The sequence below is a fragment of the Mariniflexile fucanivorans genome (genome assembly GCF_004341235.1).
Lineage (GTDB): Bacteria > Bacteroidota > Bacteroidia > Flavobacteriales > Flavobacteriaceae > Mariniflexile > Mariniflexile fucanivorans.
This window is the reverse complement of the sequence record NZ_SLUP01000006.1, coordinates 191941-212268: the sequence shown is the minus strand read 5'-3', so window position 1 is coordinate 212268 and position 20328 is coordinate 191941. Positions and strand designations below refer to the sequence as shown.

Annotated in this window: 18 protein-coding genes; 8 read left to right on the top strand and 10 right to left on the bottom strand. The window is 31.3% G+C overall.

Translation table 11 applies throughout. The features are described from left to right. Nucleotides 1-396 precede the first annotated feature (396 nt). The 4 genes from EV196_RS13385 (at nucleotide 397) to EV196_RS13370 (ending at nucleotide 6675) form a co-directional block, all read left to right on the top strand. Complete coding sequence (locus EV196_RS13385; protein ID WP_132218279.1) at nucleotides 397-1527, top strand: aminotransferase class I/II-fold pyridoxal phosphate-dependent enzyme; 1131 nt, start codon at nucleotides 397-399, stop codon at nucleotides 1525-1527. Beyond that, nucleotides 1524-3464 carry a polysaccharide biosynthesis protein gene (locus tag EV196_RS13380; RefSeq protein ID WP_132218278.1) on the top strand — a complete coding sequence of 647 codons (1941 nt, stop codon included), beginning with the start codon at nucleotides 1524-1526 and terminating at the stop codon, nucleotides 3462-3464. Before EV196_RS13385 ends, EV196_RS13380 begins: the two co-directional genes overlap by 4 nt. Before the next feature lie 61 nt (nucleotides 3465-3525). Then, entirely contained in the window at nucleotides 3526-4281 is a 756-nt protein-coding gene (locus EV196_RS13375; protein WP_243652240.1) for a polysaccharide biosynthesis/export family protein, read from the top strand. Between the two features lie 6 nt (nucleotides 4282-4287). Beyond that, complete coding sequence (locus EV196_RS13370) at nucleotides 4288-6675, top strand: GumC family protein (protein ID WP_132218276.1); 2388 nt, start codon at nucleotides 4288-4290, stop codon at nucleotides 6673-6675. Here the strand turns inward: EV196_RS13370 and EV196_RS13365 are convergent. Both EV196_RS13365 and aroB read right to left on the bottom strand, forming a co-directional pair. After that, the gene (locus EV196_RS13365; protein ID WP_132218275.1) at nucleotides 6668-7414 is read right to left on the bottom strand and encodes a tyrosine-protein phosphatase; all 747 of its coding nucleotides are present in this window, start codon (nucleotides 7412-7414) and stop codon (nucleotides 6668-6670) included. The two genes, EV196_RS13370 and EV196_RS13365, sit on opposite strands and share 8 nt — an antisense overlap. A gap of 39 nt (nucleotides 7415-7453) precedes the next feature. Further along, the gene (gene aroB, locus EV196_RS13360; protein ID WP_132218274.1) at nucleotides 7454-8521 is read right to left on the bottom strand and encodes a 3-dehydroquinate synthase; all 1068 of its coding nucleotides are present in this window, start codon (nucleotides 8519-8521) and stop codon (nucleotides 7454-7456) included. A gap of 95 nt (nucleotides 8522-8616) precedes the next feature. Here aroB and EV196_RS13355 point away from each other — a divergent pair, with 95 nt between their 5' ends. Next, on the top strand, nucleotides 8617-9792 hold the full coding sequence (locus EV196_RS13355) for a proline dehydrogenase family protein (protein WP_132218273.1): 1176 nt from the start codon (nucleotides 8617-8619) through the stop codon (nucleotides 9790-9792). 6 nt (nucleotides 9793-9798) lie between these two features. Here EV196_RS13355 and EV196_RS13350 read toward each other — a convergent pair whose 3' ends face one another. The 4 genes from EV196_RS13350 to EV196_RS13335 all read right to left on the bottom strand — a co-directional run bounded on the left by EV196_RS13350 (nucleotide 9799) and on the right by EV196_RS13335 (nucleotide 13165). Beyond that, nucleotides 9799-10866, bottom strand: a complete 1068-nt coding sequence (locus tag EV196_RS13350) for an SDR family NAD(P)-dependent oxidoreductase (protein ID WP_132218272.1) — start codon at nucleotides 10864-10866, stop codon at nucleotides 9799-9801. Between the two features lie 97 nt (nucleotides 10867-10963). Further along, on the bottom strand, nucleotides 10964-11560 hold the full coding sequence (locus EV196_RS13345) for a sugar transferase (RefSeq protein ID WP_165876170.1): 597 nt from the start codon (nucleotides 11558-11560) through the stop codon (nucleotides 10964-10966). After that, the gene (locus EV196_RS13340) at nucleotides 11560-11934 is read right to left on the bottom strand and encodes a hypothetical protein (protein ID WP_132218271.1); all 375 of its coding nucleotides are present in this window, start codon (nucleotides 11932-11934) and stop codon (nucleotides 11560-11562) included. The genes EV196_RS13345 and EV196_RS13340 overlap by 1 nt, the downstream gene beginning before the upstream one ends. 31 nt (nucleotides 11935-11965) lie before the next feature. Next, complete coding sequence (locus tag EV196_RS13335) at nucleotides 11966-13165, bottom strand: alanine dehydrogenase (protein WP_132218270.1); 1200 nt, start codon at nucleotides 13163-13165, stop codon at nucleotides 11966-11968. A gap of 197 nt (nucleotides 13166-13362) precedes the next feature. Here EV196_RS13335 and EV196_RS13330 point away from each other — a divergent pair, with 197 nt between their 5' ends. Then, the gene (locus tag EV196_RS13330; protein WP_132218269.1) at nucleotides 13363-15798 is read left to right on the top strand and encodes a TonB-dependent receptor domain-containing protein; all 2436 of its coding nucleotides are present in this window, start codon (nucleotides 13363-13365) and stop codon (nucleotides 15796-15798) included. 7 nt (nucleotides 15799-15805) lie between these two features. Beyond that, nucleotides 15806-16114 carry a GIY-YIG nuclease family protein gene (locus EV196_RS13325; RefSeq protein WP_132218268.1) on the top strand — a complete coding sequence of 103 codons (309 nt, stop codon included), beginning with the start codon at nucleotides 15806-15808 and terminating at the stop codon, nucleotides 16112-16114. Here EV196_RS13325 and EV196_RS13320 read toward each other — a convergent pair. The 4 genes from EV196_RS13320 to porX form a co-directional block, all read right to left on the bottom strand. After that, on the bottom strand, nucleotides 16111-16650 hold the full coding sequence (locus tag EV196_RS13320; RefSeq protein WP_132218267.1) for a hypothetical protein: 540 nt from the start codon (nucleotides 16648-16650) through the stop codon (nucleotides 16111-16113). The two genes, EV196_RS13325 and EV196_RS13320, sit on opposite strands and share 4 nt — an antisense overlap. Then, on the bottom strand, nucleotides 16595-16735 hold the full coding sequence (locus EV196_RS19940; protein WP_165876169.1) for a hypothetical protein: 141 nt from the start codon (nucleotides 16733-16735) through the stop codon (nucleotides 16595-16597). Before EV196_RS19940 ends, EV196_RS13320 begins: the two co-directional genes overlap by 56 nt. A 189-nt stretch (nucleotides 16736-16924) precedes the next feature. Further along, nucleotides 16925-17335 carry a tRNA (adenosine(37)-N6)-threonylcarbamoyltransferase complex ATPase subunit type 1 TsaE gene (tsaE, locus tag EV196_RS13315; protein WP_132218266.1) on the bottom strand — a complete coding sequence of 137 codons (411 nt, stop codon included), beginning with the start codon at nucleotides 17333-17335 and terminating at the stop codon, nucleotides 16925-16927. A gap of 92 nt (nucleotides 17336-17427) precedes the next feature. Then, complete coding sequence (gene porX, locus EV196_RS13310; protein ID WP_132218265.1) at nucleotides 17428-18981, bottom strand: T9SS response regulator signal transducer PorX; 1554 nt, start codon at nucleotides 18979-18981, stop codon at nucleotides 17428-17430. Nucleotides 18982-19086: 105 nt separating this feature from the next. Here porX and EV196_RS13305 point away from each other — a divergent pair, with 105 nt between their 5' ends. Then, entirely contained in the window at nucleotides 19087-20313 is a 1227-nt protein-coding gene (locus tag EV196_RS13305) for an HD domain-containing protein (protein WP_132218264.1), read from the top strand. The last annotated feature ends 15 nt before the right edge of the window (nucleotides 20314-20328 follow it).

Here is a 20328-nt window from a genome sequence, read left to right as displayed (position 1 = left end):
AATAAATTTTACATGGTATTTAACCGATTTTAATTACTCTTTTAGCGAAATAACTTAATTCTTAGCTTTTTGCTTAAAAACAATTGCTAAATTTACACCGTTAATACAAAATTGAATTGATTAGTAGCATATTGAATTTAATTGTATAAATGATAATATTATATTTTAAACTCTCAACTTTATTCTATTAAATAGAAAAAATATAAAAAACATTTAATACCAATTATAATTAAGCTAATAATTAAAAAGAATTTTGTTTTATGTACATAAGAGGGGAACAATCAAAAAAAACAGATGGATTTTCAGATACTTTAGTTTTTACTAAAGCAAATTCTTATGGCTTAAATTTAACTTCTAAAGCTATAAAACTATAGATTTTAATCGAATTAAATTGAAATGTTGACTAAAACTAAAATATACTTATCATCACCTCACATGGGCGGTTCTGAACAAAAATTTGTTAATGAAGCCTTTGATACCAATTGGATTGCTCCATTAGGTCCAAATGTAGATGGTTTTGAAAAAGATATTCAGCACTATTTAGGAAATAATGTTCAAGTTGCTGTCCTAAGTTCTGGAACGGCCTCTATACATTTGGCACTGCAAATATTGGGTGTTTCAGCGGGAGATGAAGTATTGTGCCAAAGTTTTACATTTTCAGCTTCAGCAAATCCCATTATTTACCAAGGTGCAACACCTGTTTTTATTGATAGTGAATCTGAAACATGGAATATGTCACCAGAATTACTGGAAATAGCCATAAAAGACCGTATTGAAAAATATAAAAAACCCAAAGCCATTATAGCAGTTCATTTATATGGAATGCCTTATAAAGCCAATGAAATTAATGCCATCGCTAAAAAATATGAGATACCAGTTATTGAAGATAGTGCTGAAGCATTAGGTAGTACTTATAATAATTTACCTTGTGGTACACTTTCTGATATGGGGATTTTATCGTTTAATGGCAATAAAATAATTACGACATCGGGCGGAGGAGCTCTTGTGACACATAACTTAGAATTTAAAAACAAAGCGGTGTTTTTAGCGACTCAAGCAAGAGATAATCAACCACATTATGAGCATTCATCTATAGGTTTTAATTACAGAATGAGTAATGTTTTAGCAGGAATAGGTAGAGGGCAAATGGAAGTGCTTGACGAACGAGTTCGTGCAAGAAGAAAAAATCATGATTTTTACAAAACGAATTTATCAACATATAATTCCATCTCATTTTTAGAAGAACCACAAGGTTTCTATTCCAATAGATGGCTTAGTTGTATAAAGACAAGTTCATTTGAATTAAGAGAACAAATAAGACTTCATTTATTGGAAGAAGATATTGAGTCGAGACCTTTATGGAAACCAATGCATATGCAACCTATTTTTAAAGATTGTTTGCATTTTACAGATGGAACAGCGGAAGCACTTTTTAACAAAGGCCTTTGCTTGCCAAGTGGATCTAATTTAAATCAAGACGATTTGGATAGGATTTTAGATATAATTTTAAAAACCCCAAACTTATGATAAACAATTACTTTACCTATCTTTCTCAAAAATATGCCTCTAAATGGTTGGTTTTTGCTATTGATTTAATAATCGTTTTAATCACATTTTGTGCTTCTTATTTTATCAGATTTAATTTTACTTTAAATTTTGATTTAAACCAACTTTTGTTTCAATTGCCTTTAATGCTAGCAGTTGCCTCCATAAGTTTCTTAGTTTTTGGGTCTTTTAAAAGTGTTATACGCCATACAGGTTTTACCGATGTGGTTAACTTATTTAAAGCGGTATCTTTAATGACTATATTAACTGTTTTATTTGTGCTTATAAATAGACAGTTCAATTTAATTGAAGGTTTCACAATTCCTTTATCTATACTGGTAATACATGCTTTGATAAGTTTTGTGTTGTTAAGCTCTAGCCGATTGGTTTTTAAAATGGGATATAACCATTTAAAATGTAAATATTTGTCATCTAAACGTGTTCTTATTTATGGCGTTGGCGATTCTGGTATTGTAACTTACAATGCCCTAATTAGTAATGTGAGCGAAAAGTTCGAGATTATAGGTTTTATTGATGACAGTTCTAGTAAAAAAGGAAAGTCTATTAACGGAATTTCTATTCTGAATAAAAATGAAATTACTCAAGGGTATGTTGACTCCCATGGTGTTGATGAAATAATCGTTACATCTGAAAACATAAACAAAGATAGTTTGATTAATTTGGTTAACTTAAACTTGAAAGTAACTAAGATACCGCCCATTGAAAATTGGATTAACGGTGAGTTGAATGTACGTCAAATTAAACAAGTTCAAATAGAAGATTTATTAGGTCGTGCTCCCATAAAAATAGATAACCCTAATTTATCAAATGAATTTAACGGTGAAACCATTGTTGTTACTGGTGCAGCGGGTTCTATTGGTAGCGAGCTGGTAAAACAACTTTCTTACTTTAATTTAAAGCAATTAATACTTATTGATCAAGCAGAATCCCCTTTATACGATTTGCAACAAGATTTAATACGCAACGGAAAAGAAAATTTCAAAGCTATAGTTGCTGACATACGCGATGGTTTGAGAATTGATGCCATTTTTCAAGAATACAAACCCACTATGGTATTTCATGCAGCGGCATACAAGCATGTGCCTTTAATGGAACATTCTCCATATGAAGCTATTAAAATAAACGTTAATGGAACTAAACTTTTAGCAGATACAGCATCACGGTACAATGTTAAAAAATTCGTTTTTATTTCTACTGATAAAGCCGTAAACCCAACTAGTGTCATGGGTGCCACAAAACGAATGGCCGAAATGTATATTAGCTGCTTACAAAAAGAAAGTAAAACCAAATTTATTACGACTCGTTTTGGCAATGTATTAGGTTCTAACGGCTCTGTAATCCCATTATTTAAGAAACAAATTGAGAATGGTGGGCCTTTAACATTAACACATAAAGATATCACAAGATTTTTTATGACCATTCCAGAGGCTGCACAATTAGTCTTAGAAGCAGGTACCATGGGTAAAGGTGGAGAAATATTTATTTTTGATATGGGTGAATCTGTTAAGATTTATGACCTTGCAAAAAACATGATAAAATTATCTGGTCTTAATTTTCCAGCAGATATAGATATTGCAATTACAGGATTGCGTCCAGGTGAAAAACTTTATGAAGAATTATTGGCCAATGGTGAAAATACCTTATCTACTTATCACAAGAAAATCATGATAAGTAAAACTAGAGAACTTGACTATTCATCCGTGAAAACCGAAATTGAAGCATTATGCATTACCAACCGTTTCCAAAACAATAATATTGTAATGAAGATGAAACGTTTAATTCCTGAGTACAAATCTAATAATTCAGATTACGAGCGCTTTGACAAAAAGGTTCAGATATACAAAAAAGCTAAAGAGATTTTGCACGATAAAACAGATAAAACTTACGGTAATACCTAAGTAAACAATTTTTTTTTTATTATTTTCCCCAAATATTTATTACTCTATGATTAAATTTATTATGAACAACAAATTTGTTGTTATGTTTTGTGTTGGTTTGTTTTTAACATCGTGTTCAACTAAGAAAGATGTTGTCTATTTTCAAAACGCAAAAAGTTTTGAAACCGTTGTTGATACCGATACGTTTAAAGCAAAACTAAAAACCGGTGATATTGTCACTATTTATGTTTCCACACTAGACCAAACAGTAACACAGCCTTACAATATCGTAATTGCAAGTGGAGGAGGTGCTCAATTAATAGATTACTTGATTGATGCAGATGGCAATATTGATTATCCTGTATTAGGTAAGGTTAAATTAGTAGGATTAACCACAGAGGAAGCTAAAGAACTTTTTAAGACTAAATTTTCTGAAGGTCAACTATTGAAAGACCCAGTGGTAATGATACGTGTCTTAAATTTTAGAGTTACAGTTGCAGGAGAGGTTGCAGCACCTGGGGTTTATCCTGTTTCAGGAGAACGGGTTTCAATACTTGAAGCTCTAGGTATGGCAGGAGATTTAACTATTAAAGGCAGAAGAGACAATGTACTGGTAGTTAGAGATTTTAATGGAACCAAAACATATACACGTATTGATTTAACCAATAAAGAAGTGTTTAATTCGCCAGTATATTATTTAACACAAAATGATTATATTTATGTGGAGCCTAATAATTCTTCTATAAGTAATGCTTCAGGCGATTCTAGATTGGCTACTATCATTAGCATTTCATCTTTTATATTAACAACAGCACTTATTTTTGTTACTAGAAATTAGTTAATTATGTCAGACTTAGATAACTCAAAAATTGATACTTCAACACCTTTTAATTTAAAAAAATCGGCATCGATTTATTTAAAACGTTGGTTTTGGTTTGTTTTAAGTATTTTGATTTGTTTGAGTATCGCCTATACCAAGTTACGCTATACAACTCCTTTGTATATGGCTTCAGCAAAAGTGATGTTATTAAGTGATACTGATGCTTCAAGTCCTGACGCTATTTTTAAAGATTTAACTTTTTTTGCAGATAAGGAAGATGCCAAAGTTGAAGATGAAATGGAAGTTATCATGTCTAGAGATTTTTTTATAGACATTGTGAAGGATTTACGTTTAAATGTTCAACATTTTAATAAGGGAAGGATTTATGAATCTGAGATTTACAAAAGCGTTCCCATAAATATTAATTTCATAGAATCAGATTCTATTATAGACCAAACAAATTTCAGTTTTTACATCACCATAATTTCTAATAAGGAGTTTGAATACAGGGTAGATGAAGATGATGACCCTAAGAAAGTTTCTTTTGGAGAAAAAATCCCAACCTCCTTTGGAGGCTTTATTATTACACCAAGTTCAAACAACTTAGCTGCTAATTTTGGAGTCGATATTCGTACACAAATTTCTTCTGTAAGATATATAGCTGAATCTTTAAAAAGTAGTGTATATATATATCAAGAAAATAAAGCTTCGAAAATTATTAATATTTCTATTGAAGATCCCATTATAGATAAGGCAAAAGACATCGTTAATACATTGATATTAAAGTACAATGAAGAAACAATGGGCCAAAAGAACATCAAGTCCATTAATACGGCCAAGTTTATAAATGAACGTGTTGAGGCCATAGCTAAAGATTTGGTAGGTGTTGATGATAGTATTGTACGCTTTAAAACAGGAAATAAGCTAACAAATGTAGCAGATGAAGCCAGTCAATTTTTAACGACTAGCATGCAAAATGAGCAATTGCTAGAACAATCTAAAATGCAACTGCGTCAACTTAACTTTATGGGGGCTTCTTTAGGAGATGTTAATTCATACACCCCAATTCCTTCAAACTTAGGATTATCAGATCCAACTATCGTTACCTTATCGTCAAAATATAATGAACTGCTAATCGAAAGGGATCGTTTGTTAAAAAGTGCAGGCGAAAAGAATTCAGTTGTTATACAATTGGACCAAAACCTGAAAAGTTTAAAAGAAAATCTTGCTAGTAGTATTCAAAATTCTAAAAAATCATTAGGTATTCAAATCAATAGTTTTGAAAACCAAGCCAGTATGTTTAATTCCAAAATGTTTTCAGTTCCTGGGCAAGAAAGTAAGTTAAGAGGTATTGAGCGCAAACAAGGCATTAAAGAACAACTATACCTATATTTATTACAAAAAAGAGAGGAAGCTGCTATTTCGCTTACCGCAACATCTCCTAGTTCTAAAGTTATTGATCAAGCTTATAGTACCGGTAGTCCTGTATCTCCAAACAAAAAAATGATATATATAGGCGCTTTGTTTTTAGGGTTTATCATCCCATTTGGATTTATATATGTTAGTGATTTATTAGACACAAAAATTCATAATAAAGAGGACTTAGAAAAAGAAATAAAAAACATAACTGTTTTGGGTGAAATACCTAGAATTAAAAGTACTTTAAAAGGTAATGAAAAGTTATTGGTTGAAAAAAATGACCGTTCTATTTTATCAGAATCGTTTAGAATTGTAAGAACTAATTTTGATTATGTAAGGCGAGGTAGAAGTGTAGAAAACTATGATAATATAGTATTTGTTACCTCTACTATTAATGGTGAAGGAAAATCTTTCTTTAGTATTAATACGGCTTTAACCATGGCCAATACAAACAAAAAAGTTTTATTAATTGGTGCAGATATTAGAAATCCACAGATACATTTTATTTTAACAGGTGAAAGTAAGCCTCAAAATAAAACGGTAGGATTTACAGAGTTTATAGTTGATAAGTCTGTGGGGGTGAAAGACACCATAAGTACTTATACTGTAAATGATATTGAATTAGATATTTTACTTTCAGGAAAAATTCCACCAAATCCTGCCGAATTATTAATGAGTGACAGAATTAAAGAGCTATTTGATTACGTTTCTAGTGAATATGATCTTGTCATAGTAGATACAGCACCTTCTATGCTAGTTACAGATACTTTATTAATTAGTCAATACGCAGGACACACCATATATTTAACAAGAGCAGATTATACTGAAAAACGAATTCTGAATTTCACTAAGGAACTTCATGCTAATAAAAAGCTTAATGGTATGATGCTGGTTGTTAACGATGTTAATCAATCTAACTTTGGTTATGGCGCCAAATATGGCTATTATGGAGACCATGGAAAGAAAAGCTTTTTAAAGAAAATTTTTAAATAACAGAAAATGTTGCATTTGTATTATTAATCAAATCCAGCATTTTTTCCGAAGTTTTCTTGTTTATTATTAAGTTTGATAGTTTTTCTATTTGTATGGCATTATGGGTATCTGTACCTACAAAATCTATTAGATTTCTATTTATTAAATAATTAGCGGTTTTTTCAACATTTTTACCATAGTAGTCACTTAATGATAATAAGTTAAGCTGAAAAAAACACCCCATTTTTTTTAAGTTACCGTAATAGTCAAGGTTGTTGTGATAAAATGCATAGCGTTCTGGATGTGCCAAAACAGGTAAATAACCCTCACTTTTAATTTTAATGATAAGAGTTTCTAAATTTAAAGGAGGCTGTAAGTAAGACATTTCAATAAGTACATAATTCCTTTTTAAAGTTAACAGATTTCTTTCTTCTAAACGTTTTTCAAAGTCATTATCTAACATGTATTCGGCAGCAGAATTTATAATAATACCGGCTTTTAAGTTCTTATTTAGGTTTCTTAATACTAACTTATAAGCATTACCAATCGTTTTATCTGTATTAGGATAAATATCTTGCATAATGTGTGGCGTCGCTATAAATTGCTTAACACCTAACTCCTTAAGTTTTTTAATTAAATCAATCGATTTGTTGATGTTTTTTGAGCCATCATCGATACCTGGAAGTATGTGATTATGTATATCGACAAAATCTTCAAGTAAATCTTTTAAGAATTGTTTTTTAGAAAAAATTTGCAACATTACTAAGTAGGTGAGGGGACTTTTTAATTTTATTTTATACTACAAGGCGTAAAATTCAAACGCATCTATTATAACCGTATCATCAACCAAACAATCAATTCTTGGATTACCAATATTTTCCAATAAAACAAAATTGATGTTACCATGATTATTCTTTTTGTCGTATTTAAGCAATTCGATAATGGTAGCGTATTCCGATTTATCGATTACAACTTTGCCATAATAATCAATAAAAAGCGTTTTAATTTGATGAGCCACTTGTTTTGGAAACCCTGCTAGCTCTGTTGAAATATAGGCTGCTAAAATCATTCCCACCACAATGGCTTCTCCATGTAATAAGGTCGTTTTGTTAGGGTTACTTAAAAAATAAGATTCTATAGCATGCCCCAATGTATGTCCGAAATTCAAGGTTTTACGAAGGTTGTTTTCAAAAGGATCAATCTCAACTACATTCTTTTTGATCATGACCGATTCATATATCAATTCATCTAAATTATCCAAAGAAAGCATGGATAGGTCTTGGAATTTTTCCCAGTACTTTTCATCACTAATCAACCCATGTTTTAACATTTCGGCTAAGCCAGAACGCATTTGGTTTTGTGGTAAGGTATTCAAAAAATGGGTATCAATAAGCACTAAATCTGGGTTGCTTATCACGCCTATTTGATTTTTTAAGTGTCCTAAATCTACACCTGTTTTTCCTCCAACCGAAGCATCAACCATAGATAAAAGGGTAGTAGGTACATTCACATATTTTATGCCACGTTTAAAGGTACAAGCCACAAAACCACCCAAATCTGTAATAACGCCACCACCAATATTTATCAATAAGCTTTTACGGTCGGCATTTAATTCTGAAAGCGTATTCCAAACTCCCACACAGGTATCTATATTTTTATTTATTTCGCCAGATTCTATCTCAATAATTTCAATAGAAATATTAGTTTCTAGTTTTTCTAAAAAATAAGGCAGACAAAATTGATGCGTATTTTCATCTACTAGAATGAAAATTTTAGAAAAATTACTTTTTCTAAGATGCTCATTTAAAGATGTATAGCAAATATTATTGAAATGTATAGAACACTTGTTTGTTGTTATAGAATCCATGAAATAATTGTTTTTTTTGAAAACACGAAATTAAGGAGATTTTATATAAAATGATATCTTCTGGTTAATTATATTTGTATCAAATATTGAATATAATGCAAAAAAACACCCCTATTTTTGATAATACCGAAATAGCTTTTGCTTTAAAAAGTGATTCGGAATTAGAGCGTGCCTACTTTTTATTTAAAATGATATCCATTGAGCCTTTGGTTAAAATAGGTACTGCTGCTACAAATTTTGCTTTAAAAGCGCATTTACCCATTGAAGGCTTGATTCGTTCTACGGTATTTGACCATTTTTGTGGAGGTATTAATGAAGAAGATTGTTTGCCTGTAATTAATAATATGTATGAAAAAGGCGTAAGTTCTGTACTTGATTTTTCGGTTGAAGGGAAGGAAAGTGAAAAAGAATTTGACTATGCCCGAGACGTGGTGCTTAAAATTATTGAATTTGGAAAGGAAATTAAAGCCATTCCTATAGCTGTTTTTAAACCATCTGGGTTTGGACGTTTAAATTTATATGAAAAAATAAGTCAAGGTGAAACATTAACCATTAAAGAACAAGAGGAATGGCAAAGGGTTATGGATAGGTATGACGCCGTTTGTAAAAAAGCCAAAACAAACCATGTTGCTGTTTTAATTGATGCAGAAGAAAGTTGGATGCAAGATGCTGTTGATGCCCTAATTACCAAATTGATGACAACCTATAATACTGAAAAACCCATTGTTTATAATACGTTGCAAATGTACAGGCATGATAGGCTGGCATTTTTAAAAAACGAGCATAAAAAAGCCAAAGCAGGTGGTTATTTTCTTGGTTACAAATTGGTGAGAGGTGCTTACATGGAAAAGGAAAATGAAAGAGCCTCTGATATGGGCTATAAATCTCCCATTTGTAAAACGAAAGCTGAAACCGATGACAATTTTAATGCTGCGTTGCATTATATGTTAGAAAACTTGGAATGTATGTCCGTTTTTGCTGGAACACATAACGAAACCAGTTCTTATTTACTTATGGACTATATGGCAGAAAAAGGTCTAAAAAATAATGACCCCAGAGTTTGGTTCGGGCAATTGTATGGTATGAGCGACCATATTAGTTTTAACCTAGCCGATAAGGGTTATAATGTTGCTAAGTATGTACCGTTTGGTCCCGTAAAAGATGTGATGCCTTATTTAATACGTCGTGCAGAAGAAAACACATCGGTAGCAGGACAAACAGGTCGGGAATTGGCATTATTGACTAAAGAGAAGAAGCGCCGCCGCATGTAAACTAAACTAAATATAGCTTGCTAGGATATTTTTAATTTCTAAAGGGGATAGGTAAGGGGTAACGCTTAGTAAAATACTTAAATCAATCTCACTACGTTTATTATCATTTTTTTGTATAACCAATAAAATATCTTTATCTGGGGTTGGTACTAACCGTTCATCTGCTGAAATGATGTCCTCATCATTTTTTTCTCCTGGGCGTAATGCTGTAATTTCAATTTTTGCAGAATTATCGTTCCCATATTGGTCTATCAAGTAATTTGCTAAATCTATTAGCTTTACCGGCTCACCCATATTAAAGGTAAATAGGCTTCCTTCCAATTCATCAAACGTTGCAATTTTTAATATTAAATTACAAGCTTTATAGTTGTCTATAAAATAGCGTGCAACGGTTTTACTGGTAATTGTTAATGATACACCAGCATCCATTTGTTTTTTAAACAGTAGTAAGACAGAACCATTGGATCCTATAACATTTCCAAAGCGTGTAACTGCAAATTGGGTACCGCTTTTTGCAGCTAATTGTTTAATGTAGTTTTCTGCAATAAGTTTTGACATTCCCATGGCACTTATGGGGTTTACAGCCTTATCGGTAGAAATAAAAATGAATTTTCTAACCTTATAGGTTATCGCTAAATCTGCTAAACGTTTTGTTGCTAAAACATTTGTTTTAACTGCTTCGTATGGATGCACTTCCATTAAAGGCACATGTTTATAAGCCGCAGCATGAAAAATGAGTGTTGGTTTATAGTTTTCGAAAAGAAATTCAACAGAATCAACGTCGTTTATATTAATAAGCAAGCATTCTAATTTATTTGAGTCTTCATTTTCAAATTCTTTAATTAGGTCATAAAGCGGTGATTCTGCAATGTCAATAAGAATCAGTTTTTTATATTCACAAGCCAAAAGATGTCTAGCAAGTTCACTTCCTATGGATCCCGCTGCTCCTGTAATTAAGATGGTTTCATTAGAAAAATCAAATGATTGGTATGCCTGTTTAGTATTTCTATTAGAATGAAACACCCCAGAATTTTCAATTAATTGCTTTATATGGCTGTAAGTTGTTTGAGTCATTTCATTTACAATCTGTTACATGTTTTTTTTGGATAAAACACAAGGTTCCAAAGTAGAAATAATATGGCATTTAAACAAATAGAATGGCGTAGAACTCTTATTTTGTTATCACTTTGATGATGGTGATGAAAATCAGTTTTAAATCGAAGAGGAAACTTCTTCTTTTTATGTATTCTTTATTAAACTTTAATTTATCGGGAATGATGGTTTTTATGAAGAATTCTTCAGGATTTTCAGCAGCTTTTAAAAGTTCTACTTCGTTTCTGTATTTTAAAGAAGCAAGTCCGGTGATACCTGGGCGCACTAGGAAAATCTTCATGTCATCTTCAGAATAAAAATTCACATAATGGCGAAGTTCTGGTCTGGGTCCCACAAAACTCATATCTCCTTTTAGAATATTAATGAGTTGCGGAAATTCATCTATTTTATAACGACGTAAAAAGTAGCCAATTTTTGTGATTCTAGAATCGTGGTTTCCTAAAGTGAGCAAACCTCCCGTTTCAGATTGCACACGCATGGTACGAAACTTATAAATGTTGAAGTCTGTATTGTTTTTTCCAACGCGGCCTTGTATGAATAAAACAGGTCCTTTTGAATCTAATTTAATAAGTATGGAAATAAGTATTAAAAAAGGGGCTAGCAACAATAACCCAACAATTGAAAAAACAATATCAAAACAACGTTTAGCAATCATTAATCGGTTATTCTGAAATTGGTTATGGTCGCAATGCTATCGCAGTTTTGAACGGTTAAAGTGATTTCCTTTTCGTTATAGTCGCCTTCAACCAGATATATACCGCAAGGTTTTTCTCTGGCATTACTTTCAGAAAAATTGATATTTCCTTTTCTCAAAATATAATCCACTGCAACAGAATCTAAATTATTACTAAGTAATTGTGTTTGAATTCCATTGGTGTATTGAATTTTTTTTAATCGTATATTCTTTAATACACGTGCATCTGGTCCATAGCTGCAAGATGTTTTTTTTCCACTTAAAAAAAACGCTAATATGACTAGTCCGAGAGAAAAGCCTCCCAGATAATACCCAATTCGTTGAATTAATTTCATTTAAATAAAAGAAGTTTTATTGGGGAAGTGTTTAAAAAATAATCAAATTGATATCGCTATAATTTAAATCGAACCATTCACCAACAGATTTACTAGTTAAAATTCCGTGGTAAAAGTACAACCCATTTTTTAAACCTCTATCAAATCGCACCGAATTTTCTAGACCGCCATCTTCGGCAATTTTTAAAAGGTAAGGAGTACAAATATTACTGATAGACACAGAGGCAGTACGCGAATATCTAGCAGGAATATTAGGCACGCAATAATGCACCACGTTATGTTTTACAAAGGTAGGTTGTTTGTGCGATGTGACTTCACTGGTTTCAAAACAGCCACCCATATCGATGCTTACATCAATAATTATAGCGCCTTTTTTCATGCATTGCACCATGGTTTCTGTTACAATAATGGGACATCGATTGGTACCTCTTACGGCACCAATAACCACATCGCAACGTTTTAAAGCTTTGGTTAAGTTTTTTGGTTGTAACGTGGATGTGAACAGCGGTCTGCCCAAATGCGTTTGAATGCGTCTTAATTTAGTGATTGAATTATCAAATATTTTTACGTTCGCTCCTAGCCCAATAGAACTTCTTGCAGCAAATTCACCAACTGTGCCTGCACCTAAAATAACGACTTCTAAAGGAGGTACACCACTAATATTGCCAAACATTAAACCGTTACCACCACTGGTATCAGATAATAATTCGGCTGCAATAAGCACCGATGCTGTACCTGCGATTTCACTTAACGATTTTACTGCAGGGTAAGTACCATCAGAATCTCTTATAAATTCAAAAGCCAAAGCCGTAATGCGCTTAGAAGCTAGTGCTTCAAAATATTTTTTGGTTTGCGTTTTAATTTGCAAAGCAGAAATTAAAATGGTTTGTGGGTTTATAAGCTTTATTTGTTCTAAACTTGGTGGTTCTACCTTTAGTATCATGGGGCAGGCAAACACCTTAGCCGTATCTTTTGTTATTTCAGCACCAGCTTCACTATAATCTTTATCGCTAAAATTGGCCCCATCACCAGCACCAGATTCCAACAATACTCTGTGCCCATTACTAACAATGGCAAAAACAGCATCTGGCGTTAAACACACCCGTTTTTCTTGAAAAGCTGTTTCTTTTGGAATTCCAATAAACAACGCGCCCTTACGTTTAAATATTTCAAGAGTTTCTTCTTGAGGAAGGAGCTGTTGTTTAGTAAAAGGTGATAATTGTTTTGCCATGGATGTTTATTTTACAAAAATCAAATTACAAATAAGTTTTTTATTGAAACACTTCAAAAATAGCTATTTTAGAATTTATAAGATACGTATTTATAGAATTTAATAATAATTATAGAATTTGAACGAAAAAGATTAAAAAACAAAGTAATTTATTACAAATTATTTTATTTTTATATTTTTTAAATAGACATCAATTTATGTTAAAAAGATTAATAATCTGCTGTATATACGCGTTTTCTTTATTAAGTTTTTCACAAAATTTTATTTTAACCGGTAGTGTTTTAGATGAAAGTCATGCTCCAATTGCATTTTCAAATGTGGTTTTGTACAGCACCACTGATTTTACTTTTATTGGAGGCTGCACTACCAATGAAGAAGGCGTTTTTGAATTTAAAAATTTAAAGCCATTAGATTATACCATTATAATTAGTTACTTAGGTTTTGAAGATAGTAAAATTGCTATAAAATTGGATAAAACCATGAGTGTTGGTGTTATTACACTTAAAGAAAAAATTGAAAATTTAAATGATGTGACGGTAATTGCCAAACGGCCCACCGTAAAGCGTTTGGTAGATCGATTGGTTTTTAATGTTGAAAATTCTACGCTTTCAAACAACAATGCTTTAGATGTTTTAAAGCATACACCAGGCGTTTTGGTACATGATGGAACTATAACGGTAAAAAACGGCGAACCAACGGTTTATATAAATGATAGAAAAGTACATTTATCATCTACAGAAGTTCAGCAACTTTTAGAAGGTACTACGGCTAGTAATATAAAATCTATTGAAGTTATTACAAATCCGCCTGCAAAGTACGAAGCGGAGGGAGGCTCTGTGCTTAACATTGTTACAAGCAAAAATATTATAGCAGGGTATAACGGTAGTGTTTATGGTAATTATAAGCAGGGTAGTGAGTATCCAAAATATTCATTTGGTACTAGTCATTTTTTTAAATCTGAAAAATTAAATGCCTATTTAAATTATAACGTTAGCCCAAGAAAAGACTATAGGCATAACAATGAGTTTATTAATTTTATTGAAAATGACCTAACTGTATCAAGTTGGGAAACCGATTATAAGCGAACCTCTGAAAGCTTCAATCATAATTTAAACGCTAACATAGACTATGAATTGAATGATAAAAATAGTTTGGGTTTTTCTGCGAGTATATTAGCTGCTCCTAGAGAACGCACCAAAACATCTACGAATTCTTTAACAGAAGTTTATAGTTCAAGCCACGTTTTAGATTCTATGTTTCAAACTACAAACAAATCAGTATACGAAACACTCAATATGGCATTCACCTTGGATTATGTTCATAAATTCAATAAAGAAGGTGAACAGTTATTAGTTAGTGCACACCATACCAATTATGATGCTTCAAATTTCCAAGATGTTAAAACAGGCTATTTTTTTCCAAATAATATAGCTTTCAGAAATAATAATTTTCAAACATACTCCAGCCAAATCATTCAATTATATACTGGTCAATTGGATTATGAATTGCCAATTAATGAAACGTCGCAATTTGAAGCTGGGGCTAAAGTATCTGTTATAAATTCCAAAAGCTTGTTAACTCAATATATTTTTGAAGAAGATGAAAAAGTTATTGATTCGCAAAATTCTGATACTTTTTTATACGATGAAACTAATTATGCAGCCTACGCTAGTTACTCAAAAGATTGGGAACATTGGAGTTTAAAAACAGGCGTTCGTGCTGAATTCACAGATATTAAAGGGAATTCTTTATCTACCAACACCATTAACAGCAAAGAATATATAAAGCTTTTTCCATCACTATATATATTGAATAAACCAAATGAAAATAATGAGTTCTATTTTAATTACAATAGGCGTATAGATCGCCCAAGATATAGTGAATTAAACCCTTTTAAGTTTTATTTAAACGATAATGCTTACATAGCTGGCGATCCTAATTTGAAACCACAAATAGATGATAATTTCACCTTAGGTTACACATTTAATAAAGATTATACTTTTGAAATTTATTACCGGAATGAAAATAACCCAACATTGCAAATTACATTTCAAGATAATGAGGAAAACATCCTGAAATTAATCAACACCAATATTGATAAAAGTATTTCTTATGGATTGGATTTTACCACTTACACCAAACTAGCGAATAGATGGAACTTATACTTTATTTCATCACTTTTTTATTATGAAAATCAGTTTTATGCTTTAGAGAGTAATAATGAATTAACAGAAAACAACAAGTGGTCTGTATATGGTAATATAATAAATTACTTCAGCTTTTTAAAGGATGAAAGTTTAACCTTAGATGTTAGCTATCTATATATATCGCCTATAGTTGATGGTCCTACAACGGCGAGTACCAGACATGGACTTGATTTAAACTTAAGAAAATCTCTTTGGAAAGATAAAGCTTCAATAAGTATGGGAGTTACCGATGTATTTAATAACCAAAATTTTAACCTTACAACTAAATACTTAAATCAAGATGTGTTTTTTAAATCTAGAATGGAAAACAGAATGTTTACATTCGGGTTTAATTACAAGTTTGGAAACTCCAATTTAAAAAATAATCAAAAGGAAATTAACTTAGAAGAACGCGATCGGTTGATATCTAAAAACTTACTAGACTAAAATAGAAATGGTCGTAATAAATGAAACCTTAAATGACTATTATGTGTATGTAGTTTCAAATTGCAACAGAACAGAAGTGTGCATTTACGCTTCCAATAACTTAAGGAACAAACTCATTAAATGCTATTTTGATAATTTACGCTGTGGGTTGGATTGCTACCAATTAGTTTATTATGAAAATTTTGGTAAAGAAGAAGAAGATGCTATGGTAAGAGCAAAAACACTTGAAAACATGAGCTTTGATGAGATTTGTAAATTAATAAAACGTACAAACCCAGAGTGTAAAACTATAAGTGACGAAATTTTTTCAGATTAAAAATACTGTTTTATTTTATCCCAAAAACTTTTTGGAGACATTTTAAACTCTTCTTCCAAATCTTCCAGTGATTTATTTGCATCGTTTATACTATTGAATATTCGAGCTCTAATCAAGTAAATAGAAGGAACAATTATTGCCATTATTGGGATTAAATACATTAATTGATTAGAATCAATATACAATAAATCACTACTTATTGTTGAGGATATTTGGTATGAATACATAACAATGGGCACTAACAAGGCGTGAAACCACCAATGGCGGCATGTAAAAAACCAGATAATTAATAGAAGTAGTGGGATTACTTTTGTTGCTAATACCCAGATAGAAGTTTGGGCATTTTCATAAAAGCCACTATGGTAAGTAAATAAAAAAGTGTTCCAAACTTTTTCATTAGGAACACTTTCATATAAATAAAACAAATAAGGAGTAGTTGCTATGATTGTAGCAATAATACTCCCTATTATTAAACTCTTTTTATCCTGCGATAGGAATTTTGATTTGGTCTTTTCTAATGGCTGTTTCTTGTCCATCTTGGTTTGCGGTGTTAGCAGCATAAGCTGTAAGCATCATACCTCCTAATAACGCGATTGCGATTAAATAGTTTTTAGTTTTCATTTTATAAGGGATTTAATTAATTAATACCCCAAATTTAAATAAAGACTAATATGCGATGTATGTTAAAATGTTAAAGAAATGTTAAAAAGGTATTATTTTGAATTTTGCATTATGGGTTTCCCGTAATGGAATAAAATTTACCATTTTTAACATATTTAATATCTTATTATATTGCTTTTGCTATATTTTTTAATAATCTTTAATGGTTAATTTTCTGCTGTTTTCGGTGTTAAGTTCTAAATTAATAATATCACATGGATGGTTTAAAAGTGGTTTTATAATTTCTGGCCACTCTATTAAAATCCAATGTTCAGAATCTAAATAATCTTCAATACCAAAATTATAAGCTTCTTCTAAATTTTTTATTCTATATAAATCAAAATGATATATTTTATCATCTTTTAATTCATATTCATTTACTATTGAGAATGTAGGGCTGCTAACATCGTCATTACTACCTAAATGTTTAACCAAGGTTTTTATTAAAGTCGTTTTTCCAACGCCCATATCCCCATATAATAATATGGTTTTTGTTTTTAAATTTTTCAGTACCTGTTTTACAACAGTATTTAAATCAGTTAGTTGATAATTTATTTCCAACTTTAAATAATTTTGGTAGCAATGTTACAAATTAAAAACAAAAAAAACTAATAATTTATGTATTTTGTCGGTGTTTTTTAACACTACATAGATTATTTAGGATTGAAAACCACAAAAGGAATAATCATTTCTTCCAATGAAACACCACCATGTTGGTAAGTATTTCTAAAATAACTAACATAATGATTGTAGTTGTTTGGGTATGCAAAAAACGAATCGCCTTTGGCAAAAATATAAGAACTGCTCATATTTATAGATGGTAAATGAACCTCTTTAGGATCTTTAAAAACCAAAACTTCTTTGGCCTCGTAGGTTAAACTGCGGCCTGTTTTATATCGTAAATTTAAACTGGTATCTCTATCGCCAATAACCTTTGAGGGGTTTTTAACGTTTATAGTACCATGATCGGTAGTTAATATAAGTTTGAAGCCTAATTGTTGTGCCTGTTGGATCATTTCTAAAAGCGGTGAATTTTTAAACCAACTGAGCGTTAGCGATCGGTACGCTTTGTCATTGGAAGCCAGCTCTTTAACAACTTCCATTTCGGTTTTTGAATGCGAAAGCATATCCACAAAATTATAAACAATAACGGTTAAATCGTTGTTTTTTAACGTTTTGAAGTTTTCAACCAATTTTTTACCTGCTTTTAAATTTGTTATTTTATGAAACTCGCTTGTTAAATGGTTTAAGCCAAGGCGTTTTAATTGTGTGTTTAAAAAGTCTTCTTCATGTAAATTTTTTCCGCCTTCATCAGTATCATTTTTCCAAAATTGTGGAAATAGTTTTTCCATCTCACTGGGCATCAAGCCAGAAAAAATAGCATTTCGTGCATATTGTGTTGCTGTTGGTAAAATACTAAAAAAGGCATTTTCTTTTTCTTTTTTATAATAATTGTTAATTATGGGTTCGAAAACTTTCCATTGGTCATACCTTAAATTATCGACCACCACCAATAGGGTAGGTTGTTCTTTACTTAGTTCGGGTACAATTTTATCTTTAAAAAGCGTATGCGACATAATGGGCGCATCAGAATTTTGTTGAAACCATTTTGCATAATTTTTCTCTATATACTTTCCAAACAGACTATTTGCTTCAATTTTTTGAGATTCCAATATTTCAAACATACCAGCATCTTCAATATTTTCCAGTTGAATTTCCCAATAAATTAATTTTTGGTAGAGGGTTACCCATTCCTCATAGCTATTTACCATAGCTAAATCCATCGCGATTTTTCTAAATTCTTGTTGGTAGTTAGACGTTGTTTTTTCCGAAACCAGTCTGGAATGGTCTAAATTTTTCTTTAAACTTAAAAGAATTTGATTTGGGTTTACAGGTTTAATAAGGTAATCTGCTATTTTATTGCCAATAGCTTCTTCCATAATATATTCTTCCTCGCTTTTGGTAATCATCACCACAGGAAGGTTGTCTTGTTTCTCTTTTATTTCATTTAAAGTTTCAAGACCGGTGAGTCCGGGCATATTTTCATCTAAAAAAACAATATCAAAACTTTCTGTTTCAAGGGTTTCAATAGCTTCTGTACCGCTTTTACACGTGGTCACATCGTAGTTACGCTGTTTCAAGAATAATATATGTGGTTTCAATAAATCAATTTCATCATCTACCCAAAGTATTTTTATTGTATTCATTTATATATTTTTAAAATGTATTTATATCAATTTGTTATTCGTATTGTCCTATATATACAAGGTATATAATTATATTTGTGTCTATTAAACCTTAACTTTTAAAGTTTGAACAAACTTAAAATATTAAACGACCCAATTTACGGATTTATTACGATTCCAAATTCTCTTATTTTCGATTTAATACAGCATAAGTATTTTCAGCGGTTACGAAGAATCACTCAAATGGGTATGTCTTATATGGTATATCCAGGGGCACATCATACGCGATTTCATCATGCTATTGGCTGCGTGTATTTAATGCAGAAAACGGTTAATGTTCTTCGTTTTAAAGGTGTTAGCATTTCTAATGAAGAAGAAACGGGCCTTTATGTCGCCATTTTATTGCACGATATTGGGCATGGTCCTTTTTCGCATGCCATGGAACATAGTATTGTTGAAAACGTGTCGCACGAGCATATTTCCCTGCTTTTTATGGAGCGTTTAAATGAAGAATTTAACGGAAGTTTAACGCTTGCCATTCAAATTTTTAAAGGTGAATACCCAAGAAAATTTATGTGTCAACTTATTTCTGGACAGTTTGACATGGATAGAGCCGATTATTTAAAACGCGATAGTTTTTATACCGGTGTTGCAGAAGGCAATGTAAATAGTGAACGTTTAATTACCATGTTAAGTGTGGTTAACGATGAATTGGTTGTAGAAGAAAAGGGTATTTATAGTGTTGAAAAATTTCTAATTGCCAGACGTTTTATGTATTGGCAAGTTTATTTACATAAAACAGGATTGGCTGCGGAACAGTTATTAATAAGAGTATTGAAACGCGCTAAAGAACTCCATAATAATAGCCGTAAATTAGAAGCCAGTAAACCCTTATTGTATTTTTTGGAAAATAAAATCACTATAGATGATTTTGATAAAAACACCTTGGATGTGTTTTCAAAATTAGATGATTATGATATTATTTCGGCGATGAAACATTGGCAATTCGATGATGATTTTGTGTTAAGTCATTTGTGTGAAATGATAATCAATAGAAATTTATTGACCATCAAATTAAAGAAAAAACCAGCTAAGGAAAAAGAATTACAAAAACATAGAAGAAGCTTAATTTCAAAATATGGAATCACGGAAGCTGAAGCAAACTATTTTGTTTTCACCGGTAGCATATCAAACCAAGCCTACCAAAACAACCATAAGGGCATCAATATACTGCACAAATCGGGAAAGGTGGAAGATATTGTTAAAGCCTCAGATCAGCTTAATTTAAAAGCACTATCAAAACCAGTAACCAAGTACTATATATGCTACCCAAAAGAGGTAATTATCGATTAATTTATTAACAATTAT